The following is a 26,834-nucleotide window of genomic DNA, read 5'->3' on the forward strand; positions in this document are numbered from 1 at the left end:
GATTTAGAAAGGAAGATTTTGTACTAAAATAAAAAACTTCAACCAAAAGTTGAAGTTAAAACTTAGTGCAGTGCTTTGGGAAGAAAGCGCCAGGAAAATTAATATTTCCTGGCGCTTTTGTATTATTTACTTATCCCACCATACGCGGGTCAGGAAGTCGTCCGGACCTTGAATGGCCACTGCCGCACGGTAGTTGACGGCATTTTTGGACGTTTCCGAAGCCGGGTATCTCAATCTGCGGGGGATTACTCCGCCAGTTGCATTACCTGTATAATTGGTAGGCTTCAATGCGGGATAACCCGTTCTTCTCCAGTTGGCATAAGCTTCGTACGAATTCAGGAAAGTTGCCGCCCAGTATTGGGTATGGATTTGCTCCATTTGTGCGGTCATTCCGGAAGTAGCGAATGGATGTACCGTCAGATAAGCGGTGATCGATGCCGCCGGGATCGTTGCGCCGTAGATCGAGAACAAACTCATCGCAGCCGTTACCCCTTTGTTATAGTGGGTCGCAGCAGCCCCGTCGCCCCAGCCACGCAACGCGGCCTCGGCAAGGAGGTATTCTACTTCCGCATAAGACTGGAATACTGTCGGCGCTGCATTGCTCGCAATGTAGTTCAGGTTAGCTTCCGAATAGGTAGCCAGCGAATTATCGTTCCATGAAGGGATCAATGTCTTGATCGTCGTAGGATCGTAGCCATTCGGCAAACCTTTCTGCGCAGCCGGTGCTGACGCAGTCGGGAGCTGGTTTCTATCGGCATTACCTTGCCACAAAGTCGCGATGTACGGCAAACGCGGATCATCGTTGGTTTGTAAGAAATCAACCAACGTTTTGCTCAACTTGCTGTTCGCTTTGCCTTTCAGGTTAGCCGCGTCGTACTCCTGCGTTTTCAGCGTATTGGCGTCGAGGTTACGGTTGTTGTCGTTGGTATCGTAATGCAGCAATCTTGCAACATCGTCATTGCTCGTCATCAAACCTCCGGCAATCGCTTTTTTCACGTAAGTCTCAGCGGAAGCAGCGTCTACTTTCGTCATACGCATTCCGAGACGGAGCATGAGGGAGTTCGCAAATTTCTTCCACTTCACAACGTCACCCGCATACAAAGGATCCGCCGCACCATAGCTCACTTTTGCCGCATCCAGCCCTGCACCAGCCTCTTCCAGCTCTTTCAGCATATCCTTATAAATAGTCTCCTGCGTATCGTATTTGGGCGACAGAATGCCGTCCAGATACCCTTGACCAGCCTCCGAATAGGGAATATCGCCATACAAATCAGAAATGCGGTGGTAAATGAATGCCCGCCAGATTCGCGCGATGTTGTATTTGTTGCTCAGCTCAGGCTTGTCTTTCGTCAATGCGATAATCTGCTCGATTTCCTTCACCTGATTGGTGTAGGCAGTTTCGAAAAACGCCGAGTAGTATTCTACGTTCGACAGGTATTTGTCCCCCGACCAATAGGTTGTCAGCGAAGCAAAATGCTGCACCATTGCCCCGGCGTAAATAAGGTTGCCCCGGTGGTTTTCATAACCTGTCCCAGCCGTTTTTACCACATTATAGGTAAAAAGGTTTTCCAGGATCGGGTCTGTAACTGCATTCGGGTTGGTATTCAGTTCTACAAACCCCTTGTCGCAGGAAGTGGTGACGAGCCCGGCGGTAAGGACACCACCGATAATCGCCAGCTTGGTATTTCTGATATATTTTATCATTTCACAAATCAATTTAGAATTTAACCATCAGGTTCAGACCGTAGCTGCGGGTCGGCGGTACACCGAACATTTCCAAGCCCTGACCGTTTCCGCTATTGTAAGTTGATTCAGGATCAACATTCGGCACCTTTTTGTAGAGAATGAAAAGGTTTCTGGCTACAAACGACAGGCTTACAGACTGGATCGGCATTTTGCCCAAAACACTTTTAGGAATGCTGTAACCCAAAGTCATCTGACGCAGTTTGAGGAAGTCGGATTTATAAACCGACTGGTCGGTGATCGTAGTGGCAATACCTGAGTAGTAATCCTGCGCAGATAATGTTTTGGTAAACGATTCGCCTTGCTCGTCCACACCCGTTACGGTTACGCCCGTTTCGCGCACGTTGTTATCGGTCGTAACTTGTGAAAGACCACGCGACATCGCGAATGCATTGGTAGCAGAGTAAATGTAGCCTCCGAATTTACCGTCGATCAGGAAGCCCAGTGAAACGCCTTTGTAACTCACGGTGTTCGTCAAACCCATCGTCAATGGCGGAACACCACGGGCCAGCATTTCGAAGTCACCTTGCACCGGCAAGCCGGTCGCTTTGTTGTAAACCACATTACCGCTTGCATCGCGCTTCATTCTCGAACCGGCAATCATACCATATGGCTGTCCTTCGAAATGGTAGATATATGCATTACGGGTACGCGACTCGTCCAATGAAAGCGTAGGCAGGCCATCGGCGATTTTAACAACCGTGTTGGCATTGTACGCCATGTTGAAGCTAGCGTTCCAGTTAAATCCGCCCGGCGTCTTCACAGGTGTGCCGCTCAGCAATATCTCGATACCCTTGTTTTGAACTTTACCTACATTCAGCAACACATCGTTATAACCACTTGCACTTGAAGTTGACGCCTTCACAGGGTCATTCGTAGTCACGCGGTCATAGTAAGTAAGGTCGAGACCGATCCTGTTTTGGAACAATTTGGTTTCGATACCAAATTCAGTCGTCGTCGAAGTATTCGGTTTCAGGTTCTGATTCGGGATCGTGCTCGTTCCGATGTTCATCAGCGGGTAGCTTGAATATGGGTTACCCTGCAAGGTGTAAGTCAGGTTGAGCGCGTAAGGATCGGGATAACCACCACCCACTTGTGCCCACGAACCACGAACTTTCGCGTAGGTCAGCCAGCTCGGCTTGTCGGAAAGCGCGTCCGACAAAATATAACCCAAACCAACCGAAGGATAGAAGATCCTGTTATTGGCAGGAGCCAATGTCGAGAACCAGTCTTCACGGCCGGTGAAGGTAAGGAACAAAATATTCCGCCAGCTCAAATCCGCAGAAGCGAACAATGAATTGATTTTAAACGGCTTGTATTCGATATTCCGGTCGCTGCTGGTGAGGTTACCCAGGAAATAGTTGAAAGGAATCACGAATTGGCTGCCGCCGATGTACATGTTCTGGTTGACGCGGTACATTTGGTTACCACCTACGATCGCATTCAGGCTAAAATCGCCGATATCTTTTGTGAAACCCAGCAAAAGCTCGCCGTTGGTCTCGTTGATCTTACGAACGTTGGTACCCATCGAACCGGCGGTCGCATAGGCAATACCGGTAGGCTCAATGCTTTCGAAATCGATTGTATTCAGGTCGGTTCCCACACGTCCGCGCACGTAAAGCCAGTCGGTAAGATTGTAGCGCAGGCTGAACGATCCGAGGAAACGCTTACGGTCATCGCTGTTTTTCACATAATCCGTTGCGAAATACGGGTTCTGCGCATACACATTCGAATTCCAGAGCAATTCGTAGTTCCGGCTGTCGACACCCGGAGCCAGGTTACGGATATCCACGCTGTTGGCGATCATATATGCTGCGAAGTTCGGGTTTTTAGGGGTATCCGAAAGGAAGCTCCTGTTTCTGCCCTCTTCGATATTGTACTGCACAACGCTTTCGAAAATCAATTTCTTCGCCAGGTTGGCATTCACGCTCAGGTTGAACGACTTCCTGTTGAAAGAAGCATTCGGAACCACCCCTTTCGAATCCGCATTGGATGCTGAGAAACGGAAGTTCATCTTTTCATCACCGCCTGAAATCGCAACAGTATTGGAGAACGTGCTTCCCGTACGGTAGAAGTTCTCAATATTGTTTTTCTGGGCAGAATACGGTCTTGAAACGCCGTCGAACTGAACCACTGGTGATCCGTCCAGCTTCGCGCCCCACGAAACAGCACCATTTGCCAGCGCTTCGTCCTTTGACGTGGGCGCTACGCCCTGCGTTCCGGAACCATACAGATATTGCCAGTCGGTAAGGTCTCTCACCTTTTCGAAAGTGTAGGTACCGTTGTACTCTACGCCGATACCTTTGCTTCCCTTACCGGTTTTGGTGGTGATCAAAATCACACCGTTACCAGCGCGTGAGCCGTAAAGGGCTGCGGCAGTACCTCCTTTCAAAACCGTCATGGACTCGATGTCGTCGGGGTTGATACTGTTCAAACCATCACCCGTATCGAAGCCTCCCCACATACCCGCGCTTCCTACGTTGGTGTTATCAATAGGCACACCGTTAATTACGTACAAAGGCTGGTTGCTTCCGCTCAATGAACCGTTACCACGGATCAAAACCCGGCTCGATCCACCGGGACCTGTTGCGGTGCTGGTTGCATTCACCCCAGCGATTTTCCCGGACAGTGCATTACCCAGGTTCACTTCGCGGGCTTGTGTGAAATCGCTACCCTTCACTTCGGTAACCGCATATGCGAGTGCCTTTTTGTCCTTCGAAATACCTAGCGCCGTTACAACTACCTCTTCCAGGTTCGCAACGTCCGGAACCAGCTTCACATTCAACGTACTCTGACCATTCACACCGAGCTCCTGTTTCAAATAGCCGATAGAGCTAAATACCAGTACATCGGTGTCTTTCACACCCGCTAACGAAAAATTCCCCTCCACATCCGCGTTGGTACCTTTCGTTGTTCCTTTCACCGTTACTGCGACACCAGGAAGTCCCTGGTCTTTTTCGTCGATGACCTTACCCGAAACGGTCCGTTCCTGCGCAAAGGCGGTCAGCGATGCAAAAAGCAGAAATAGTCCCAGAGGGAAAATCCCCTTCCCCAGGACCACGCGTAACTTTTCTTTCATAGGTTAGATAAATTAGTAAATTTTAAATAGGTTAAATTTGGTAAAGACCGAATTTTAGCATTGCCAAAAACGGTTCACGGCAAATATCATCAAGTAATTTGTATTTAAATAATTTTAAAAACGCTTTGTACTTAAATTATATTTTTAATATTTCAATAATAAATTGGATAAAGATTTTACAAATCATTCGTCTTAATAGCGCTATGATTTTCGTGTACGTAAACAATCGGATACAATCCAATTACAGATTGTTTTCATCCAAAAAGTCATAAAAATGCCCGGATCGCACCAAAACGCGCAATCCGGGCCTCTAATAAATTTTAAGCAAAAATTATTCTTTAACCGGCTTAAAACGGTGTGTTATCAGCGGCGCATTATTCATTGCAGCTACCATAAATTGCGTGTTGCCAAGTTGTAAAATGGCAAGATCACGCACATCACCGGTCACATAAAATCCACTTTTTGATTGTGGTAAATAACTGAATTTCAAAGCTCCTTTATTACAAAACACCTGCAAATGACTGGCGTCGTTTTTGCCCATTCTTACCCGCGTCTGCGTTGTGTTTCCCCCGAGCGTGATATCCGGTTTTCCATCCCCATTCATGTCGTAGACCGCAATGGCATATACCGGTGCGAACTGGGCCTCCACAGGCAACGCATGAAACACCAGTTTCCCGTTCGCATTTTCCAAAATGCCAGTTCGGTACTCATTGACGGTGAACCGCTTAGCCGCCTCCAATTTTTCAGCGGGAAGCATTTCCTGCAACGTCGCTTTGGAGTAACTGACGTAGTCGGTGTACTTCTTTTTTAATGAGGGGATCTGATCCAGCAGCTCGTCGCGACTGGCATAGGGATACTGTTTACCCTGCTCTGTAATGGCCACGACGGGCACTATCCTGTTAAGATTATCAAAATCAGCAGCATAGAGTAACAAACCTCCTGGTGAGGTTACATTCCACTGCCAGTTTGTACCCATGTTCCCAACCACAAAATCCGTGTCGCCATCCCCATCGAGATCGGCTGGGCGGATCACGTTCCAACAGCCATGTAAATTGCCCGTGCCCCACTTTTCGCTCACATCGGTCAATTTCCCTCCATTATTGGCAAAAATCCGCACAGGCATCCAGTCCGCAGTCAATACCAATTCAGGAAAACCATCTTTTTCAAAGTCTTCAAATAACGCATCAGTCACCATCCCAGCCTCTTTCAACCCTGGGGCAAGTGCTGCCGTTTGGTCCAAAAATCCGGCTTTACCATTATTAACCATCAGTACACCTCCCGGACTTTCCGGAAAACGGCCCGGTGTAACCCGCGAACCGAGGAAAATATCGAGGTCGCCATCCTTGTCCACATCGGCAACAGCCACCGTCGACGCATTCAGCCCAACCGCCGGGAACGGCGCCTTTTTGAAACCATTCCGATCGTAGAGATAGAGCCGCGGCGCAAGCAACGGATCGTTTGCATTGAGCTCGTATCCCGCACTGGTCACCAGCAAATCCTGATCACCATCCCCATCGGCGTCAAAAAACGCAGCATCCGCATCTTCAAATGCTGCATCTGCTTCAAATGCCGGCTGCGCGGATCTGCGAAAGGCGCCGTTACTACTCAGAAACAACGCCCCCGCCTGACCGCGCGCACCGGCGATATAAAAGTCGTCGACGCCGTCGCCATTAATATCTTTCTGTGCCAAATGCGGTCCCTGGTAAGTAAGCATATTCGGCAGTAATGTCTGAATCCGGAAATCGTTGCGGGAATCTTCGGTATGGGTAAAGTCCATAAGCGAGGCTGGCTCCCATAAGGGCATCTGGCCAGGCGATGCCTGGGAAGCCTTCCGGGCATCGGCGTACCGCATTGTAATTTCCTTGCCCGTCACTCCTTTCAAGACCTGCCGGCTCCCGTCCGCCCATTGTACAGCCAGCGAATCTATCCGGCTGTTTGCACCCAATCCGAAATGCAGCGCATCCCATTGCGCCGACTGAAACCCGCGCACGGGAATGAAATTCTGTGTTTGAGTAACGGAATCGCCATATACCGTCACTTTCGTCCCAGCCAGGTAAGCATATTTAGGAGACGCCAATTTGATGCGAAGCGAGGTATTGCCCGTTAGCAATTTTTCCGCATTGTTTCGGTAGATGAATGCCTTTTGGCTCACATTGTTTGTCACCAGATCCAGATCACCGTCATTATCCAGGTCGGCATAGATGGCACCATTCGATTGATTGTTCTTTTCAAAACCCCATTCCTTGGTCTTTTTCGCGAACGTAAGATTTTTCTGATTCTGGAAAATAGCATCCGGCTCGTTGATGGGCGGCATCTGCGCGATAATCTCCATTTGCTTGGGCGCACTACTTCCCTGGTTTTGCTGCACCTGCTTGTCGGCTGAATATTTCAGGAACTCCATGTTGGTATAATCCCGTGCATAGCCGTTTGAAATGAATATATCCTTCCAGCCGTCGTTATCGAAGTCGGCCATTAATGCCGCCCAACTCCAGTCGGTATTCGAAACGCCCGCCTGTTGCCCTATTTCGCTGAAAACCGGGATACCCTTCTGATTCACCCCATTATTGAGCTGCAACATGTTACGCATACTCTGGTCGTGGAATCCTGCCCGGAGCAGCTGCTGGTATTTGTCGTAGTTGTCGTCGCCGGACGTGAGTTTGATACGCTCATTGTTGCTGGGAAGCATATCCAGCGTCAGGACGTCCATCAGGCCATCGTTGTTGATGTCGGCGGCATCGGTACCCATCGAAAACAGCGACACATGCCCCATCGATTCCCGGATTACCTCTCTGAACTTGCCATTCTGCTCATTCAAATAGAGGTAGTCATTCTCATTGTAGTCATTCGCGATGTAGAGATCCTGCCAGCCGTCATTGTTGAAATCATTCACATTCACCCCCAAACCAAAACTCAGCACATTGGAAACAATGCCCGCAGAATCAGTAACATTCGTAAACCGGCCGCCGTCATTCCGCAGCAATTTGTTGCCGTAAGCCTCGTTGCGTTGCTGCCGATAATTCGCCAGTAAGTTGCTGAATCCGGCATATTCCTGCAATGAGTGATTGAGCAGAAAGCAATCGGTATCACCGTCCCGATCGTAATCGAAAAACACGGCCTGCGTGGTGTACGAGGCATCGTTCAGCCCGTATTCAGCCGCCTTTTCGGTAAAAGTCGGGATACCGTCAGCGGTTTTGCCGTTGTTAATGTAAAGCAGCTTCGTACGCAGGCGCGGATCCGCTGCACCCGCGCGGGACACGAAAATGTCCACCCAGCCGTCGTCGTTGATATCTACCAGTGACACCCCCGTTTTCCACCCCTCGTTCAACCCTGTGCCCGATTTCTCCGAAACATCCTCAAACTCCATATCGCCCCGGTTGAGATATAGTTTGTTAGCCACCATATTGCCGGTAAAATACAGGTCGATCAGCCCGTCGTTATTGAAATCAGCTGCCGCCACTCCCCCGCCGTTGTAGAAATAGCCATATCGCAGCACATTGTTTTCTTCGTCCTCATCGATGTAGTTGTTAAAATCGACCCCGGTCTTACCCGAATCGAGCAATGTAAAAAGGGTATCGTCCTGTTTGCAGCCGGAAATGAGGACGATCAGGAGTAGAATTTTTCGCATGGATGGAGCGGGATAATGCTTTGCTAAAGATATGAAATACAGCATTGCAAAAAGGCAGACGCGGGGTCTGCCTTTTTGTTTGACTGGGTACTATTTCAATGAATGCGGGGTCATGGCTTATCCCACCACAGGCGTGTGCTGGATTTGTCCTCTCCGCCGAGTTTGGTGATGGCATCTGTAACAGCCGCCGCATTGGTTTGCTGCTCGCCAATCACAAAAGGCGTCCTTCTCAATACCGCATCCTTGGGAGTATCGGGATTCTCCGAGTTAATACGCGCATACAGTTTAGGATAGCCGGTTCTCCGATATTCAGCCCATGCCTCGTGGCCGTTAGGATAGTTAGCCAGCCACTTTTGGGTAATAATCTGTTCCAGTTGCTTTGCAGGGTCTGTGGAAAATTTGACCGGTATGTCCGACAAAGCAGGAGTTTTAGAAAAATCAGCCAAAGCAGCCGGAGGCGTCGTTCCGTTAATATAACTCGAGATTACGGTTGCATCGGCAATCCCCCATTGCTTAAACGCGGTTTCGATACCTTTTTCATAGAATTCTTTCGCGGTCCCAGTTCCCATATTCCATCCTTTCAGAACGCCCTCCGCTTTTAAGAAATAAGCTTCGGATGTGTACATAATCGCGAACGGATTCGAAGCCTGAACAGCCGGCAGAAACGCATCAGCAACATTGGATGTCGCATTGGCTTTGTTTTCAGGTGCCTCGAGTTGGCCTTGGGTATAGCCATTTCTTAGCCCCTTAAAGGTATTGACAGTCCCTGGAACAGGTGCATAATACTTACTGATCCGGGGGTCCGAATAGCCTTTCAACACACTCTCCATTGCCGCGCTCATCCTGAATTCATTCCATGCCGTCGCCTGGTTCATAGGATTAAACGAGTTGGCGTTCACCTTTAAAAACGCATCGTCAGCATTGGTTGCCAACGTTCCACCCGCAACGGCTGCTTCCGCTTCGGTTTTAGCCAAAGCCGGTTCCACTTTCGACATACGCATGGCAATGCGCAGGCGCAATGTGTTAGCAAACAATATCCACTTGTTTACATCTCCCGCGTAAATCTGGTCAACAGTCCCAAAAACGGTCGAACCTTTGAGTCCTTCCAGGGTAGCCGTGGAAGTTTTGAGCGTAGCTAAAAAATCCTTGTAAATGGATTCCTGCGAATCGTAAGGTACAGAGGCCTCACCACTACCTACTTTGGAGTATGGAATCGGGCCCCAGTAGTCAGTCCTGGGAAGGTACATATATACCTTCCAGATATTGGCGATCGCAAATTTCCCTGCGTTCTCATATTTGCCGCCAGGACCCGTGTTTTCCAAAACCCCGAGCAAGGCAGGAACAGCAGTCCCGTAAAACCCATTCCAGGCTCCGTTCAACCAGTTACCCACCATGACATTCCGATCCGATGCAAAGTTTTGGGCTATGTTCGCAAAGTACTGGCCCTGCAAATCGGCAAAAAGGCTTTGATAAGTCTGCCAACTAGCCTGAATGGAGCGGTACTGCGCTGCCGCAAAAGCATTTTCCGTACCCGACTCATCCAGTGAGGTCAGTTTCGTCTTGTTTGTATTGATCTCCTCGAAGTTGTCCGTGCAGGAATATGCGCCAGCCGCCACGGTCACAAGGAGAGCGAGTGATATTGATTTATAACTCCTTTTCATCTGTTTCATGTTTACAATTAAAATGTCAGATTAAGGTTCAAACCCAGAGAGCGGGTCGAAGGCATCGAGAACGACTCGAGACCTACCGTCGTGTTAGCAGAACCAGCAACCAACTCAGGATCAAAACCTTTTGCTTTATTCATCAGAAAAAACAGGTTTCGTCCTACAATGGAAAGCGAAACGGTCTGAAACGGAGATTTTCCAATCATTTTTTGTGGAAGACTATATCCCAGCGTTGCTTCTCTCAACCTGATATTCGAGGCACTGTAAGTAAAGACCTCACCAATGGGAGCGTTACGACCTCCAACCGCTTTCCAGTATACCTCCGCGGTGGTGGCTATGGTGTTTTTGCTGCCGTCAGCCTGTACCCCGTCCACTACCATACCATCACGTCCGGCCAGGGTTTCTTCTGTCACGCCATCTGCATAGATAACCGCATTCGTAAAGGATGTCACTACACCGCCTATCCGACCACTTACAAGGAAACTAAGATTTATTCCTTTATAGCTGAAACGATTGCTGACACCGCCGGTCCATTTCGGCCGCGACGTTCCAAGCGGCACAGTTGTTCCCGAGGTTACCAGGGGAACTCCCTTATCGCTAACTTTTATGCGTCCCTGTTCATCCCGCTGAAAACCCCGGCTGTAAATCTGGCCCAGGGCCTTTCCTTCTTCTGCCCGCACAAAGTTCATGAAGTCGTTGGTTAGCGGCAGGGTTGAAAGCCGGTCGGACAACTTGATAACTTTATTGACATTTCTCGCATAATTCAGGTCGATGTTCCAGGAAAAATCCGCTGACCTAATCGGTACGATATTGAATGTCAACTCAATGCCTTTGTTCTGAACATTACCTGCGTTAATGTACTCCGAACTCCACCCCGAGGCAGGGGACAACGCCACCTGAAACAGTTGGTTCTTGGAGTTACTGTTGTATAACGTCAGGTCAAAACCAATACGATTTTGTAAGAATTTGGCTTCCAAACCGATTTCACGGGCTGTTGTCAACTCCGGTTTCAATCCCGGAAATGGCTTTATGGCATCTCTCACAATATAACCTGTGTTTCCGCCGGCCACATAAGAATATGTTTGTGTCAACAGATACGGCGCTGCATCATTCCCTGTCAACGCATAGCTACCTCGTATCTTGGCAAACGAGATCGCCTGAGGAAGCTCAAAAAGACTGGTCAACACAGCGGCGGCACCGACTGACGGAAAGAAATACGACTGATTGGCAGTGGGCAAAGTTGAAGACCAGTCGTTTCTTGCCGAGGCAGAAATTGTCAGCGCGTCTTTCCAGATAAAGTCGGCCGATGCAAACACCCCTTGTTTGCGCGTTTGCGTTACAGTCCTGTTGGTAACAGAGTTTCTCGCATTGGTGGTAACAAACAGATTGTCGCGGTTCAAACCGTTATTCAGCGTCTGATGGTTTATGAAATCACGTTTCAGGATATTGCCGCCGACGGTCGCCTCGAGTTTGAAATCCTCGCCAAACTGCTTGCTTACTAATCCGAACAAGTCCAGGTTCAACTCGGAGTTATCCCGCCAGTTGGTCTGGTAGTCACCAAAATCGGCAATTGTATAGGTGTTCGTATACCATTTTCCTTCGAACTTATCAATGTACTTATCATATCCCGCACGCCCCATTAATGTAAACCATGGCGTAAACTTGTAATTAAGCGACGTGAACCCGTAGATCCTGTCCCTGTTATCCAACGCGAGTACCCGATTCTTGATCCAGTAGGGGTTCTGACCTCCGTTTGAACCCGGGTTCCAATAGTTTTGTAGAGTTTTACCTGTTTTCGGGTCTACATATTCAAAGTCTTTGGCCTGTTCCAATGCAATGCTTCGGGGCAGGCGAAGAATATGGCGCTGTAAGTTGGCAAATGCCTCACCGGTTTGTTGCCGGTTATCGATCTTTTCGCTCAGATAAGTAATCTTACCGTCAAAACTCAATTTGCTTGTTACCTGGCTCGACAGGCGAAGGTTAAAGTTATGTCGGCTAAGCTTGTTGTTGGAAACAATGCCTTTCGCACTCGTATTAGTATAGGAAAAATAAGTCTGAACCTTCTCATTACCCGCCGTTAGGGCCACTGAATTCGCGATGGAAGTTCCTGTCGAGTAAAAATCCTTATAGGAATTCGGCTGCGGCGAATAAGCATACATTTTCCCTTTATTGTCTGGATCCGGACCCCAGGCTGGCACTTGCTGTCCTTCCATTTTAGCGCCCCAACTGAATTCGCTGCCCGGAGCAGCCTTTCCTTCCACTCCCTGACCGTACACGTTCTGGAAGTTTTGTAATTCCATGGCTTTCTCGATCTGGAAAGTGCTATTAACACTAATCCCAATCCCTTTCCGTACCGCTCCTTTCTTTGTCGTGATCAGTAACGCCCCGTTTGCCGCACGGCTACCATACAAGGCCGTAGCAGACGCTCCTCTCAATACGTTGATCGACTCTATATCGTCGGGGTTAATGCTCGAAAGACCATCGCTGGCATCACGACCACCGTTTGCGTTACCGGGACTGAAGTTAGAATTATCAATGGGAACCCCATCCACGACGATCAATGCCTGGTTGTTACCTGTTATAGACCGGTCACCGCGCAAAACAATCCGGCTCGAACCACCCACACCGGACGACGACCGCACAATATCCAGACCTGCCACGCGGCCCGAAAGCGAGTTGGCGACGTTCAGCTCGCGTGCTTTCGAGAAGTTGTCGGTGTTGATCATCTGGGTTGCGTAGCTCAGCGTCTTCTGTTCTTTGCTGATACCCAGCGCTGTTACAACCACTTCACCCAGGTTACGGACATCGGCATCCATCGACACCGTGACGTTCGTCATATTCTCCGACACCGCTACCTCTTTGGAAGTGTAGCCCACCGAAGAAATGATCAGCGTTCCCGCGCCACTCATATTTAATGTAAAATTCCCCTCCGCATCCGTATTTGTTCCCCTCGTGGTCCCTTTGATCAGGACGTTGGCACCGGGAAGCCCGGCCCCGTTCTCATCGCTCACTTTCCCGGTGACTTGCCGGTCCTGCGCATGCGATGCATTAACGAACAGCACTACCGACAAAAACGTCAGCAGCACAAACTGTAAAGCTTTGCTCATAGGTTTAACTGGGTTTATTGAATTTAATAGAAATTTAATCCTATTAACCCAAACAAGCAACTTATTCCGCCTTTTTTAATTGCACTAAACTAATATTTTAGACAAACGACATTCAAAAGCATTTAAAATGCAGTATTTGACATATATCAAAATAATATTTGTCTACAATACATTTATTAGATGCAAGACATCCGGTTGCGTGCTCGAAACACCGGCACGCATTCGGCCTTTTTCAATTTTATCCAAACCCGATGGAACATCCGTTGAATTGTCGCCCAAAACCGGGATTACGACTACAAAGAAGTACTACACCTGACAGGTTACCCGTGGCGTCAACTAGTAAAAAAGCAAGATCAGAAAAATGCAACTACTCGTACTTCCGCCACGCGCCCAGGATGGCACCCGTGAGTGCATACACGATCACGCTCACGCCGCCGTTGATCAGCGAGAGCGCCAATGCACGCATCGAAAACATGTCCTTAACGATCGTCTCGAACAAGACAAAGACGATTCCGAACAACAATCCGATAAGGAAACCCATGACGAGGGATTTGACGGGGACTTTGGTGAATACCCAGGCCATGGTGTAGGCCATGAAGGAGGTGGAGACAATGCTGGCAAGATAAGGGATTGGGCTGGTGGCTGACTTAATCTGCTCCATCGTGAAGCCATTCAAAGCCATCCATTGTTCTGAAAATGTGCTGTACCACAACGCTGGTACTATCTGACCTATCACTACGCATACTAGCACGGCCCAAAGATTGACAGATTGTTTTCTCATTGTATTGAGTGTTTTATTCAGTCATCGAAAGGAACTCCCCGGCCCAAATATAAGATGTTTCAGATATAATTGTGCTTTTTATCCATCGGATATAACAAATTCGATATTCCGCTTTAAACCGGCGTATTTGGCCCTTTTTACGGGTGACCGGCGGAATATTTCGCGAAAAACCTCTTCCGTAATTTCCTGCCAGTCGCCGTTTGAAAAACCGGCAAGCTCCTGCGGCAAATTGAACTGCGGGGTTGTGTGCGGGCGGGCGAACCGGTTCCACGGACAAACATCCTGGCATACATCACAACCGAATATCCAGTTGCTGAACTTTCCCCGTACGTCCTCGGGTATCGCATCCTTTAATTCAATCGTATAATAGCTGATGCATTTACTGCCGTCGACGACAAACGGGCCGGTAATGGCATCTGTCGGGCAGGCGTCGATGCATTTGGTGCAGGTGCCGCAGTAATCGCCGGTGGCACTGTCGGGTGCAAGGTCGAGGTCGCAGATAATTTCCCCAATGAAGAAAAAGCTACCCATTTCCCGGTTGAGGAGATTCGAATGCTTGCCAATCCACCCAAGTCCGCTTTTCGCAGCCCATACCTTGTCCATTACCGGCGCCGAATCGACAAAAATGCGGCCGTTCACTTCGCCTACCTCATCCTGAATGGCCGTGAGTAATGCACCGAGCTTCTCTTTTAAAACGTAATGGTAATCGGTGCCGTAGGCATACTTCGAAAGTTTGAGATCGTCGTCGCCCTCCGGGAGGCGTTCTTCGGGGTAATAATTTAATAATACGGAGATGACGCTCTTCGCACCCTCGACCAGTTTGGTGGGATCGAGGCGTTTGTCGAAGTGATTGGCCATGTAGGCCATCGCGCCGTGGTGGTTGAGCGACAGCCATTTTTCGAGGCGAGGGGCCTCACTTTCGAGGAACTCCGCTTTTGAAATACCGCAAAAATCGAACCCGTTTTCAAGTGCCTTCGCCTTGATAAACCGACTCCTCTCCTGCCTTACGATATCTGCTGCCGTCATATTGCAAAGTTACAAATTGATTGTAAAATGCCATCTTGTCAGTAATTTAGCCGTGGCAAAGTAATTTAGGGGAAATATGGCTGTGGCAAAAGTCACGTAACTGCGAAGAATCATGCCGGAAAATACAGAATTCAACATAGATCAAGACAAAAATTACGAAATGAACGAGGATAAAGCTTCATTGGAAACTGACAATCTGGTAAACGAAGAAAATTCCGAAATTTCCAACAATGTACCTCTGGACAATGCAGGTCAGGAGATTACCGGTGAGGCTCCCAAAGCCGACCCGTTAGCCGCAGCAAAGGCTGAAATCGCTGAATTGAAAGACAAATACCTGCGCCTTTACGCAGATTTTGAGAACTTCCGCCGCCGCACTGCCAAGGAGAAACTGGAAATGATCTCCGGAGCGAGCGCCGATACGGTAAAGCTCATCCTCCCGATTGTCGATGATTTCGAACGCGCCAAGGTTTCTTTTGATTCTTCTACGGATATCGAAGCATTGAAAGAAGGTGTGGACCTGATTTACACCAAATTGTATAAAGCCCTCGAATCCAAAGGCCTGAAAGCCATGGAATCGAAAGGGGCCGACTTCGACGCTGAAATCCACGAATCCATCGCGCAGTTTCCTGCACCGTCGGAAGATCTGAAAGGAAAGGTGATTGATGAAATTGAAAAAGGATATTACCTGAACGACAAGGTCATTCGTTACGCCAAAGTAATCGTAGGCGCCTAATGCTCTCAACCTTCCTTACAGGATACATCAGTAATTAAAAATGGCAAAGAAAAGAGATTATTATGAAGTCCTTGGCGTGGATCGTGGCGCCTCCGCGGATGAAATCAAGAAAGCTTACCGCAAGCTCGCGATCAAGTTCCACCCGGACAAAAACCCCAACGACCCTACGGCGGAAGACAAGTTCAAAGAAGCGGCAGAGGCGTACAGCATTCTGAGCGACGAGAACAAACGCCAGCGTTACGATCAGTTCGGGCACGCCGGTGTTGGCGGTGCCTCGGGCGGCGGAGCAGGCGGTTTCGGCGGTGGTTTCTCCATGGACGACATTTTCTCGCAATTCGGGGATATTTTCGGAGATAGCAGCCCGTTTGGCGATATTTTCGGCCGTCAGGGCGGAAATGGCCGCAGGGTTCGCAAAGGCTCCGACCTTCGGATTAAGCTGAAACTGAACCTTGAAGAGGTTGCGAACGGGGTTGAGAAGAAGATCAAGGTAAAAAGACACGTTACCTGTAATACCTGCGGTGGCAACGGTGCTAAAAATGGCACGTCGTTGACCAACTGTAATGGCTGTAACGGAACCGGCCAGGTGCGCAAAGTGGTGAGCACCATGCTCGGCCAGATGGTTTCAACCGCTACTTGTCCTACTTGTAATGGCGATGGCAAGATTATCAGCGAACGTTGCGACTCCTGCGCAGGCGAGGGCCGCTTGTTGCAAGACGACCTGATCACGCTCAATATTCCGGGCGGTGTGGCCGAAGGCATGCAGCTCTCGATGTCGGGCAAAGGAAACGTTCCTGCACGCGGGGGCGTCGCAGGCGACCTGTTGATCGTGATCGAAGAAGAGGAGGATGCATTGCTTAAAAGAGACGGCAACAACGTCGTATTCGACATGCATCTGAGCTTTATCGACGCGGCGCTCGGGACTTCGGTTGAAATACCGACCATTGACGGCAAAGCACGCATTAACATTGAATCGGGAACCCAGGCGGGCAAAATTCTTCGCCTCAAAGGCAAAGGTATCAAAGACCTGAATGGTTACGGAAAAGGCGACCAGCTGGTACATATTAATGTATGGACACCTCAGCAGCTGACTTCGGACGAGCGCTCAACACTTGAATCGCTCCGTCACTCACCGAACTTCCAGCCAAAGCCGGGCAAAAATGAGAAAGGCTTTTTTGATAAAATGAAAGATTTCTTCCATTGATCATGCCTGTTCAATAAATATTCCAAAAGAGCTGCTTCTTAACCGGAGCGGCTCTTTTTGCTTGACACCAATAGCGGCGAGCCGCAACTCATCATCGATCATTCAATAACCAAAAACATTACAAAATGAAATCTCTATTGCTTACCGGCGCATGGCTTTGCACGGGCCTCGCCTGTCCGGGACTTGTTGCCGCGCAAACCACGCCTGCCGAAATCACATTTGCTACTTACAATGTGAGTATGGAAGCCGAAAACTACATTCCACGAGGCACCCCGGGGAACTCCGAGAAGGTCTTGATTAAAGAACTCGCTTCCGGCTCAAACCAGCAAATCAAAAACATTGCTCAGATCATCAAAACCGTCCGCCCTGATGTGATTCTGCTCAACGAGTTCGATTACATCAAAAATCCACAGGAAGGTGCAGCGCAGTTTGTAAAGACCTACCTGAAAGAGGATTCGAATGGCGCAAAAGGCATTGATTATCCTTACTACTATTATTCGACCGTCAATACCGGCCAACCGACTCCTTACGACCTCGACAGAAACGGCAAAAATGAGCAGTTCGGCTCCGATGCCTGGGGATTCGGCAACTATCCCGGCCAATACGGAATGGTACTCCTATCGCGCTTTCCGATCGACACCAAAGCGATACGGACATTCCAGCATTTCAAATGGAAGGACATGCCCAATGCATTAAAAACCACTACCGAAGACGGCGCCGATTGGTACGCTCCGGAAGCCTGGGCTCAGTTCCCGCTTTCCTCTAAATCGCATTGGGATATCCCGGTAAAAGTAGGCAACAAAACCATCCACGTCCTCGCCAGCCACCCTACTCCACCCTCGTTCGACGGTAAAGAGGACCGCAACGGCAAGCGCAACCACGACGAGATCCGCTTCTGGAACGACTATATCACCGCTGGTAAAGGCAACTACATTTACGACGACAAAGGCAAAAAAGGCGGCCTCGCCACAAGCGCCTCGTTCGTAATCCTAGGCGATCAGAATGCCTCTCCTGACGAAGGCAACGCCATCCCGGACGGCATCCGCCAGCTCCTCGCGAATCCGGCTGTAAACGGCAACACGGCTCCCGCAAGCAAAGGCGGTGCAGAGCATTCGCCCACCAATGCATTTGCCAAAAATCACACCGCATTCTGGCGCATGCGCGCGGATTATGTGCTACCCTCGCGCAAGGGGTTTCAAATCATCGACAGCGGCGTTTTCTGGCCCGCGAAAGGTGAACCGATGGCGGAGCTGGTAGAGAAGCGGGAGTCGAGCTCCGATCACCGGTTGGTTTGGGTTAGGGTGAAGGTGGAGTAATGCTAGTGCATTTGAACTTCAAACAGTAGCCAACACATTCTAACTAACCACCAACGGCTCGGAATCATCCGGGCCGTTGGTGGTTTAAAAGACCTTTGTCTTGATTGTTAGATGACCCTTTTTAGCCGTTCCGGGAATATAGTCAATCCGAACCTCCCTGTCATAGAAATCCCAACGGCCCGATGAATCGATGCGCCCGGCTGGAAGCTCAAAAGTCCACACCCGGTGAATCGTATCCGGATAATATATCTCTACCCTGGCCGTACCGTCTAAATGTCCGGTGATGGACGCTTCTACGACGTCGGCATGCCGTGAGCGGGAAGAATCCTCAAACATATACGCCTGAGAAGGATCGGCAACTTCGAATACGCGTTCGTCTTCCATCCAGTACGGCCACATTAGCAGGAAGAATGCCAGGCCGATGAAGAACGCGATGATCAATTTGGCTACATTATCCGCGTTGAATAAACTTCTCCATTTCATTTAGTAGATCGATGTTTTGATTATCAGATTCCCCTTTTTCGCTTCGCAGGGAAAGTATTTGATAGCAATTTTTCTATACCCATAGAAATCTCCGTGTGAGTTCTCAATATTGACCTTACCCTTCGGTAAATGCAGACTATCAATAAACCCTCCAATCAAATAGCCTTCGACAATTATCAAGGCGGGCGCATCCAGCGTTCCGGCCACGGAAGTGGAAACGCAACAGTCGGGATGAAACGAAGCAGAATCGGTAAATGTGTGCTCTTTTGACACGTCTGCGATGTAAAACTCTCCCTCTTCATATGAGCAACTGGTAGCTACAATGAACAGCAGGCTGGCAAACGTCTTGAAACCTTTCATCTTAATAAATTGATGTTTTAATTGTCAGACTCCCATTCTTCGCTTCGCCGGGGAAATATTTGATCACGATTTTCCTATACACATAGTGATCTTGCTGTGACTTGACGTATACGTTACCCTTCGGCAAATACAGACTATCGTTAAGTCCACCAATTAAATAGCTCTGAACCACTACCAGGGCTGGCGCGTCCAACTTACCAGTCACTAATGTTGCCACGCAGCATCTGGGATGAAACCACGCCGAATCCGTGAAATAATGGTTTTGAGATACGTCCGTTATTTGAAATTCTCCTCTTTCAAATAAACATCCAGTGGTCGTTACTGTGGCTAGCAGGCTTGGAAACAGCCTGCTAGCCACATATTTTTTAACGATTTGAAATTGTTTCATATAGCTCAATGACATCTATTGGCTCCGTTTGTCCAAAAAAATGTTTGAGGTGTACCAATGGACACGTTTACTGGCATTAGTCTTTTACCCTCCCCAAGCGCAATTTTTTTCAGAGCGGTATCCGCTATCAAGGCTAGTTTTAGGCCGGGATTGTGTATAGGCACAGTCGCCAAAGAAGCGCTAATACTCTTGTAGATCTTAACCCCGAGATCATTATTATGCAAATCCATTTCCATCTGATTCGGCGGCGACTCCAATTCGTGGTTATTGGTGATTTGAAGAGCAGTTGATACTCCAAATTCCATGCACAGGATTGCGGACAACACAGCATGCTTATATGCATTCCAGTTACCGTCGTCCGAAAGATCGCAGTAAAACCATTCTGCGAAGGACATAGCCGCGGCCGTTGCGGAAGCGGCCTGTGGTATCATCCACAGTCTATTCAAGAAGTAATCTTTCTCCGTGTCATTGATCCCACCCCAAAAACTGGATATATAAGGCAACTGCATTAATTCGTTGAATAGCACGGCACTTCCGCTGCTCAGCGATACATCCAGAGAATTCGCCCAGATTGTCCCGCTACCGCTAGAACCCGCGCTTACATACACCATCTCACAAGTAGTCTCCTGATAAACCCAGCCCGAACAACCATAGCCATCCACACAACCCTGATGATACCAATCCGTGCAGACTTCTACCATATCAGAAGTCCGGCCGCCTTTGTTAGGGCCGAATGCGGCTACCTGCTTTCCTTCTTCATAAATCAAACCGTTGACGAGCTTCCCGTCCATGTCGAAGAAGTAGACTTTGCCTTCGAAATTGGCGGGATCGATTTGGCCATTCTTGACTCTTGGCTCGTAATCCGCATCGAATACCGTCCGCATTTCTATGGCTTCGATCTTCCCGCGTACCTTGCGCACAATAAGGCTTCGGTGGATTCTTCCGGCCACATTTTCCTCATCGGGCTTACGTTTGTCCTTCCGGCCGTCTTTAATGCGGCAACCGAGAAAATTGCCCGATAACACCGGCGCTACCACGATTTCATCGTCCTCCGCCACTTTCCGCTGCGTCGCAGCTCCCCAAATCACTTTGTCATCAGGCTGCCCGACGCTCCGGGATGATTTGCGAAAGTCAGAATACCATTTCTGAGCTTGTCCGACCGTGAAGTCGTCGGAGGGTAACACATTTGCTTTTTCACCCGTGTCTTTACATCCAAACACAAAGGCAAAAGCAATCACCAGCTCCACGCGCCGGATAGAGCATTTCTTCATAAATTTGAAAGGTTTTGGTTAACAACTTGACTCAAACCGCAACCCCGCCCGTCAGGTACCAAGCTTACGGCGGGGTTTTGTTTTTTGTGAATGTTGAGATTCGCGCAGAGATATGCAAGCCACATTCACGTCGCAGGAGGGCACAATATCAAAATTGAAGGGAGACTGTATTTATCCAGCGAAAGAAGCTACCATAACCATCTCATTTTCAAATGATCAAATCTAACCACCGGCAACTAACTTATCCCGTTGCTTGATAATTACTTCCCGCGCAGCATGTAGAAGAAGTTAATAAACGTCAAAAGGAGGTAAAAAGAAATGGCGGCATCTGCTTTCGCAAATGCCGCCATTCGTATTTATCTTATTTAGATATTACTGCCCTCCACCATACATATTAAACGCAGCCAGATGCTTCTGGAAAATCGCCTCGTATTTCTTCGCGGCGGCTTCCTGCTTCGCGTCGCGGCATTCCTGGACGATCACTTGCATGATGTACAGGTACACGTTGCTGTCGCGGCGGCGCGTGGTGGAATTGTTCTTCGCCCATGTCAGTACCTCATCTGCGCGGGTTGCCATGGTTTCGGCTATTTCAAGCGCTTTTTTGGTTTCGCCCAGGTCGAACAATGGACCGATGAAGTTGGCCGAGAACTGGTCGTATGGAATGCTCTTGTCCGGCATAGTGGTCAGCGAGCGTTCGATGGCTTTTTTCGCTTCTTCCTTGCGACCATCGGCAATCAGTTGGCCGGTAAGGCGTAGGAACGCGATACGTGCAGTCGCTACCGGTGAACCGAGATAAGTGTTGTCATAATAAGTGTTCGGATTGTCGAGCTCGCGCCAGAACATCTTCGTCATCAGATTATTATACATCACATCCGCATTCACGTAGCCATCGCTCGCTCCCGGCACTTTCACCGGCAGCAGGCGGTAGGCGTAGCCTTCCAACTGCATGTACTCTTTCAGGTTCAGGTAGCTCGATCCGCCCAGGGTCGACGAGAAGTAAATAGGACGTTTCCAGTCGTTGGACGCGATGATATCTAGCATGATCAGGTCTGATTTGTACAAATCGCCTTTACCAATCGTCCAGCTGATCGAATCGCTCACGAATGGAACGAGGTCGCTTTTAATGATATTCATCTTCTTAACAGCCTCTGCATCCACCGGCAGGAACAACACCGATGACGGCAGAATGGACGTCATATCTCCGCTGGTCAATGGCACCTGAATCGCTTTGTTCTCTTGTTTTACCAATCCAAGGTATTCTTTCAGGTTGATACCCGCTTTTACGCTTGGGATTTCATAGAAAGGCACGATATCGTTCTTTCCGAATGCGTAGTTGTTCTTGTCGAGCGAAATCGGCAGCGCTTCCGACAAATAAGTCTTGCGCTTCATCTGGTCGATATACCAGTCGGTCCCGAGAAGGCTCAGGTTACACACACGCACGTCAGTACGGAAGCCTTCTACTTCCTGTACGTACCACAACGGGAATGTATCGTTATCACCGCCTGTGAAAAGAATCGCATTCGGTGCGCAGGAGTTCAGGAGGTTTTTCGCGAAATCAACCGAGTGATAACGGTGGTCGCGGTTGTGGTTATCCCAGCCTTTGGTTCCCATAATGACAGGAGCTACCAGACCCAATGCAGTCGCAACGCCGGCACGGGCCGTACCGCTTTTCACAAACTTGCTGATCGCATCCGCAATGGCGATTACGCCGTAGCCAATCCAGATACAGAAAATGTAGAATGAACCCACGTAAATATAGTCACGCTCCCGCGGTTCGGTGGGCGGAGAGTTGAGGTAAACCACCAACGCCACGCCTGTCAGGATGAACAACAGACCCAACACGAGGAGGTCGCGCTTCTGGCGGAAATAGCAGATCACGATACCGAACAAGCCGAGAAGGAACGGCAGCATATAGTAATTATCATGCGCCTTATTATGAGCGATAGGCTCAGGGTATTTGGTGGAAACGTCCCACGGCGTCATGTTACCTGCGCCCTCTTCATCGCTCTCACGACCTACGAAGTTCCACAAGAAATAACGCCAGTACATATGCCCGATCTGGTACGAGAACATGAAGGACAGGTTATGCGACATGGTTGGTTTCTGACCTTCTGCCAGACCGGTCATTTGCATATACAATTGCGGGTGTCCCGGCTGCGTGCTGTACATACGCGGCAACAGCATATTTGCGCCCGGCTCGTATTCGTACTCCGGACGGTAGTCGTAAATGACGTATTTGCCATCCTGCTTGCGGTACATCGGCGCACCGCGTTTCTGGCTTACCGGGCGTGAGACGAACGACGGCCCGTACAACAACGGACGGCTGCCATATTGCTCGCGTTTCAGGTAAGATACGAAGCTTAATACATCATTCGGGTTGTTTTCATTGATCGGCGGGTTGTACTCGGCACGTACCAGTACCATCAGGTAGCTGGCGTAGCCGATCAATACAAATGCCAGTGAAAGCAAGCTGGTATTCAACAGCACATTGCCTTTCTTTTGGGAAAAACGGATTCCCCAGATCAGCGCGCCGATGAACAATATAATGAAGAAGATCACCCCTGATTTGTAGGGTAATCCCAAAGTATTTACAAAGAATATCTCAAATTTACCCGCAACACTCGGCAAGCCCGGGATGATACCGGAGTTGATGATCCCCAAAACTACCAGACCGCCAACGAAAGCCATAATACCTCCGAAAACACTGACTTTCTGATACTTCTTGAAATAATAAACCAATGCAAGCGCCGGAATCGTAACAAGGTTCAACAAGTGAACACCGATAGATAATCCAACGAGGTAGGCGATCAGGATCAGCCAACGATTCTCCGTCGCAGGGTCTTGGATGCGCTCCCATTTGAATACAGCCCAGATCACAATGGCTGTAAAGAAGGACGACAAACCGTAAACCTCAGCTTCCACGGCCGAGAACCAGAAGGAATCGGACCAGGTATAAGCCAATGCACCAACAATACCGGCTCCCATTACAAGAAGCGTATCAGCTTGTGTCAGCTCTTCGTCATTTTTGGCAACCAGTTTGCGAACCAGCAGGGTAATGGTCCAGAAGAGGAACAGGATGGTGAATGCGCTGCTCAGCACCGATACCATATTGATCCAGTATGCTACTTGCAGCAGATCTCCCATGGCGAACAGGGAGAAAATACGGCCGATCAACAGGAAGAACGGCGCACCGGGAGGGTGAGGAACCTGTAATTTGAATGCACAGGCGATAAACTCCCCGCAATCCCAGAAACTGGCAGTACGTTCGACGGTAAGGGCGTAGGTGATGAATGCAATAGCAAAGACAATCCAACCCGTAAGGTTGTTTGTACGGCTGAAACGGGTCATCTGAAAGACGGTAAATTTGAAAAAGTTATATGCACAATGCGCAAAGATGGCGACTCTTTTTGAGCAGTTCTATCAATGATCGGCCAAAATTAGCAAAATAACCACAACGGCAACGGTTTGCGAATCTTAAAAAACGTTAAACGGGCCTGCGGCCCGGACCGCCGACCATGGACCGCCGACCGCTGACAACGTAGATATGGTCCCTCGTCTATCTTCCATGGACAAAAAAAGCAAACCGTCGTCTATATCACATTCGGCCGTCAGCCGTCGGTGGTCGGCGGTCCGTCGTCGACCGTCACTTATAAAATATCCACTTCACGAGCTCCTTGTAGCTCACTTTCTTTCCGTACATGAGAATACCCACGCGGTAAATGCGGGCGGCTACCCAGGTAGTACCCATGAAGCCTAGTACCAGAAGCACCATCGATAATGCGATTTCCCAGGCCGGGACGCCGAAAGGAATACGGACCATCATGATGATCGGCGAAGTGAATGGGATAATGGAAGTCCAGAATGCCAGCGTACCGTCGGGGTCGCGGAGGACAAATTGGGCGAATACAAAGGAGAAGATAATAGGTAATGTAATGGGCAGCATAAACTGCTGGGTATCTGCATCATTATCGACGGCCGCTCCTACGGCTCCAAACAGCGCGCTATACAGCAAATAGCCACCCAGGTAGTAAAACAGGAAGCAGCCGATGATCAGCGGGAGGTTCAGGCTGGACACTGCACCGAGTACTTCCGCCACCGGATTGTCCACATTCCCGCCCGGTAATCCCTGGTTCGGCATTTGTGCTTTCTTCATTTCCTGTTCGATCTGTGCCGACTCTTTCGACATCTTGCTGGCAATCACAGCCGATGTAGCGCTTGTCAATGCGGTAGTCAGCAAAATCCAAAGTACAAACTGAGTGAGCCCTACCAACGCTACGCCGATGATCTTCCCGAGCATCAACTGGAACGGCTTCACAGAGGAAATGATCACCTCCACGATCCTGCTGGTTTTCTCCTCGGTGATTCCACGCATAACCTGCGTTCCGTAAATGAATACGGACATGTATATCAGGAATGCGCAAATGCCTCCAATAACAGTAGCCGCACCGGAGCTACTGGTTTTCTCGCCTTCTTCGCTCAGGCTGATCGTTTCAGAATTGACATTCACGCGTGAATCTTCCAGAATCTTATGGGTGATACCCGCCTCCGCGAGTTTAATATCTTCAATTTCCTTCTCGATGACCTTTTCGATCTCCGATTTCAATTCCAAACTCACATTCTTGGCAGCGTAAATGCGAACGCTTTTCGGCGATTGGATCACATTAGCGGGAATATAAACCAGCGCATTGGCATCGCTATTGGGGAATGCCGCTTTGGCGGAATCGATACTCGTGTTGGTCGACTCGAATTTTAAAGTCTCCGAGTCCTTGAATTTATTTCGGAACAAGCCGCTTTCATCCAGCACTTGTACCGTCTTGATGTCCACCGAACTCACCGCCGCCCAAAATACCGTCCCATAGAAAGCCACAAAAAGCAACGGCCCCAGCACGGTCATCACCAGAAACGACTTCTTTTTGACCCTTACCAGGTATTCTCTTCTAATAACCAGAAATATATTTCGCATGGGAATCGGATTAATAACTGTGAATGGAATGCGCCCCGGCTATGCCTCGGGTACTTCATTGACCGCCTTCATAAAAATATCGCTCATCGTAGGAATGTTCTCACCAAACGCGCGGATCTCGACTTTCGACAACAAATTGAGCAACAATGCATTGGAACTGGCACCGCCATCCAGATGGATATTGGACCGCAGATAGCCGTCTTCCAGTATCTTCTGGTCCAGGATTTGATAAATCGGGTCCAGTTCGTCGAGGTGGCCTTTGTATTCGACAAAGTAGGTATGCGTCTTGAACTGCTCCTTGATCTCCCTCTTGGCACCGTCGAGCACTTTGCGCGACTTGTGGATCAATGCAATATGGTCGCAAAGTTCCTCCACGGTTTCCATCCGGTGGGTCGAGAAAATGATCGTGCTGCCTTTTTGTTTCAATTCGAGGATCTCGTCACGGATCAGGTTGGCATTGATCGGATCGAAACCGGAGAATGGTTCGTCGAGGATAATGAGGTCGGGCTCGTGCAGAACAGTTGATACAAACTGCACTTTTTGCTGCATTCCCTTCGAAAGATCGCCGATGGTTTTATCCCACCAGGTTTTGATATCAAATTTAATGAACCAGGTTTTGAGCTTCTCCATTGCCTCTTTCTGAGAGAGGCCTTTAAGCTGGGCGAGGTAGAGCAGTTGCTCCCCCACTTTCATCTTTTTGTAGAGCCCTCGCTCTTCCGGCAAATATCCGATCCGGGAAATATGGTTGGGGTTGAGCGGCACGCCGTCGAACAATACTTCTCCGCTATCGGGACCGGTAATCTGGTTGATGATCCGGATCAGCGATGTCTTCCCCGCCCCATTCGGCCCCAGCAGCCCGAAAATACAGCCTTTGGGAATGGATATACTCACATTGTCCAGGGCAGTGTGGCTGGAATATTCCTTCGTGACGTTCCTTACCTCTATGATATTCATAATCTCAAAAACGGTGTAGTCGCAAATATGCGAAGTAATTTCCCGGGTCGCGGCACTCACGGGTACAAAAGCCTCATTTGGCTGACCAATGGCAAAAATAAAAAGCGGGCGGAATAATCCGCCCGCTTTACACGGCTCAG

16 protein-coding genes are annotated in these 26,834 nt (G+C 49.2%); 3 read left to right on the top strand and 13 right to left on the bottom strand.

Translation table 11 applies throughout. From position 1 onward, the window contains the following. Nucleotides 1–126: 126 nt before the first annotated feature. The 7 genes from CLV60_RS14275 to queG form a co-directional block, all read right to left on the bottom strand. Complete coding sequence (locus CLV60_RS14275) at nucleotides 127–1,704, bottom strand: SusD/RagB family nutrient-binding outer membrane lipoprotein (RefSeq protein WP_106596040.1); 1,578 nt, start codon at nucleotides 1,702–1,704, stop codon at nucleotides 127–129. A gap of 13 nt (nucleotides 1,705–1,717) precedes the next feature. After that, the gene (locus CLV60_RS14280) at nucleotides 1,718–4,822 is read right to left on the bottom strand and encodes a SusC/RagA family TonB-linked outer membrane protein (protein ID WP_106596041.1); all 3,105 of its coding nucleotides are present in this window, start codon (nucleotides 4,820–4,822) and stop codon (nucleotides 1,718–1,720) included. Between the two features lie 331 nt (nucleotides 4,823–5,153). Continuing rightward, nucleotides 5,154–8,447, bottom strand: a complete 3,294-nt coding sequence (locus tag CLV60_RS14285) for a VCBS repeat-containing protein (protein ID WP_106596042.1) — start codon at nucleotides 8,445–8,447, stop codon at nucleotides 5,154–5,156. Between the two features lie 110 nt (nucleotides 8,448–8,557). After that, on the bottom strand, nucleotides 8,558–10,108 hold the full coding sequence (locus CLV60_RS14290; protein ID WP_106596228.1) for a SusD/RagB family nutrient-binding outer membrane lipoprotein: 1,551 nt from the start codon (nucleotides 10,106–10,108) through the stop codon (nucleotides 8,558–8,560). Nucleotides 10,109–10,125: 17 nt separating this feature from the next. After that, nucleotides 10,126–13,218 (bottom strand): SusC/RagA family TonB-linked outer membrane protein, encoded by a 3,093-nt coding sequence (locus CLV60_RS14295; RefSeq protein WP_106596043.1) that lies wholly within the window; start codon nucleotides 13,216–13,218, stop codon nucleotides 10,126–10,128. Nucleotides 13,219–13,585: 367 nt separating this feature from the next. Beyond that, on the bottom strand, nucleotides 13,586–13,999 hold the full coding sequence (locus tag CLV60_RS14305) for a DUF1761 domain-containing protein (RefSeq protein WP_106596045.1): 414 nt from the start codon (nucleotides 13,997–13,999) through the stop codon (nucleotides 13,586–13,588). A 78-nt stretch (nucleotides 14,000–14,077) separates the two neighbouring features. Beyond that, a complete protein-coding gene (gene queG / locus CLV60_RS14310; RefSeq protein WP_106596046.1) occupies nucleotides 14,078–15,025 on the bottom strand; it encodes a tRNA epoxyqueuosine(34) reductase QueG in 948 nt (315 codons plus the stop codon). Between the two features lie 160 nt (nucleotides 15,026–15,185). Between queG and CLV60_RS14315 the strand changes: the two genes are divergently transcribed. The 3 genes from CLV60_RS14315 (at nucleotide 15,186) to CLV60_RS14325 (ending at nucleotide 18,275) form a co-directional block, all read left to right on the top strand. After that, a complete protein-coding gene (locus CLV60_RS14315) occupies nucleotides 15,186–15,758 on the top strand; it encodes a nucleotide exchange factor GrpE (protein ID WP_374755647.1) in 573 nt (190 codons plus the stop codon). Nucleotides 15,759–15,798: 40 nt separating this feature from the next. Then, on the top strand, nucleotides 15,799–16,959 hold the full coding sequence (gene dnaJ / locus CLV60_RS14320; RefSeq protein ID WP_106596048.1) for a molecular chaperone DnaJ: 1,161 nt from the start codon (nucleotides 15,799–15,801) through the stop codon (nucleotides 16,957–16,959). A 125-nt stretch (nucleotides 16,960–17,084) separates the two neighbouring features. Then, on the top strand, nucleotides 17,085–18,275 hold the full coding sequence (locus tag CLV60_RS14325) for an endonuclease/exonuclease/phosphatase family protein (RefSeq protein WP_106596049.1): 1,191 nt from the start codon (nucleotides 17,085–17,087) through the stop codon (nucleotides 18,273–18,275). An 84-nt stretch (nucleotides 18,276–18,359) separates the two neighbouring features. Here CLV60_RS14325 and CLV60_RS14330 read toward each other — a convergent pair whose 3' ends face one another. The 6 genes from CLV60_RS14330 to CLV60_RS14360 form a co-directional block, all read right to left on the bottom strand. Beyond that, nucleotides 18,360–18,758, bottom strand: coding sequence for a hypothetical protein (locus CLV60_RS14330; protein WP_106596050.1), 399 nt, complete (start codon nucleotides 18,756–18,758; stop codon nucleotides 18,360–18,362). Beyond that, nucleotides 18,759–19,118, bottom strand: coding sequence for a hypothetical protein (locus tag CLV60_RS14335; protein ID WP_106596051.1), 360 nt, complete (start codon nucleotides 19,116–19,118; stop codon nucleotides 18,759–18,761). It abuts the gene before it with no gap. Nucleotides 19,119–19,511: 393 nt separating this feature from the next. Further along, a complete protein-coding gene (locus tag CLV60_RS14345; RefSeq protein ID WP_106596053.1) occupies nucleotides 19,512–20,777 on the bottom strand; it encodes a DUF6973 domain-containing protein in 1,266 nt (421 codons plus the stop codon). Nucleotides 20,778–21,149: 372 nt separating this feature from the next. Beyond that, nucleotides 21,150–24,125 (bottom strand): glycosyltransferase family 117 protein, encoded by a 2,976-nt coding sequence (locus CLV60_RS14350; protein ID WP_106596054.1) that lies wholly within the window; start codon nucleotides 24,123–24,125, stop codon nucleotides 21,150–21,152. Between the two features lie 295 nt (nucleotides 24,126–24,420). Further along, on the bottom strand, nucleotides 24,421–25,740 hold the full coding sequence (locus CLV60_RS14355) for an ABC transporter permease (protein ID WP_106596055.1): 1,320 nt from the start codon (nucleotides 25,738–25,740) through the stop codon (nucleotides 24,421–24,423). Between the two features lie 39 nt (nucleotides 25,741–25,779). Beyond that, nucleotides 25,780–26,694, bottom strand: a complete 915-nt coding sequence (locus CLV60_RS14360; RefSeq protein ID WP_106596229.1) for an ABC transporter ATP-binding protein — start codon at nucleotides 26,692–26,694, stop codon at nucleotides 25,780–25,782. Nucleotides 26,695–26,834 lie beyond the last annotated feature (140 nt).

Origin of the sequence: Dyadobacter jiangsuensis (assembly GCF_003014695.1) — a bacterium.
Taxonomy (GTDB): domain Bacteria; phylum Bacteroidota; class Bacteroidia; order Cytophagales; family Spirosomataceae; genus Dyadobacter; species Dyadobacter jiangsuensis.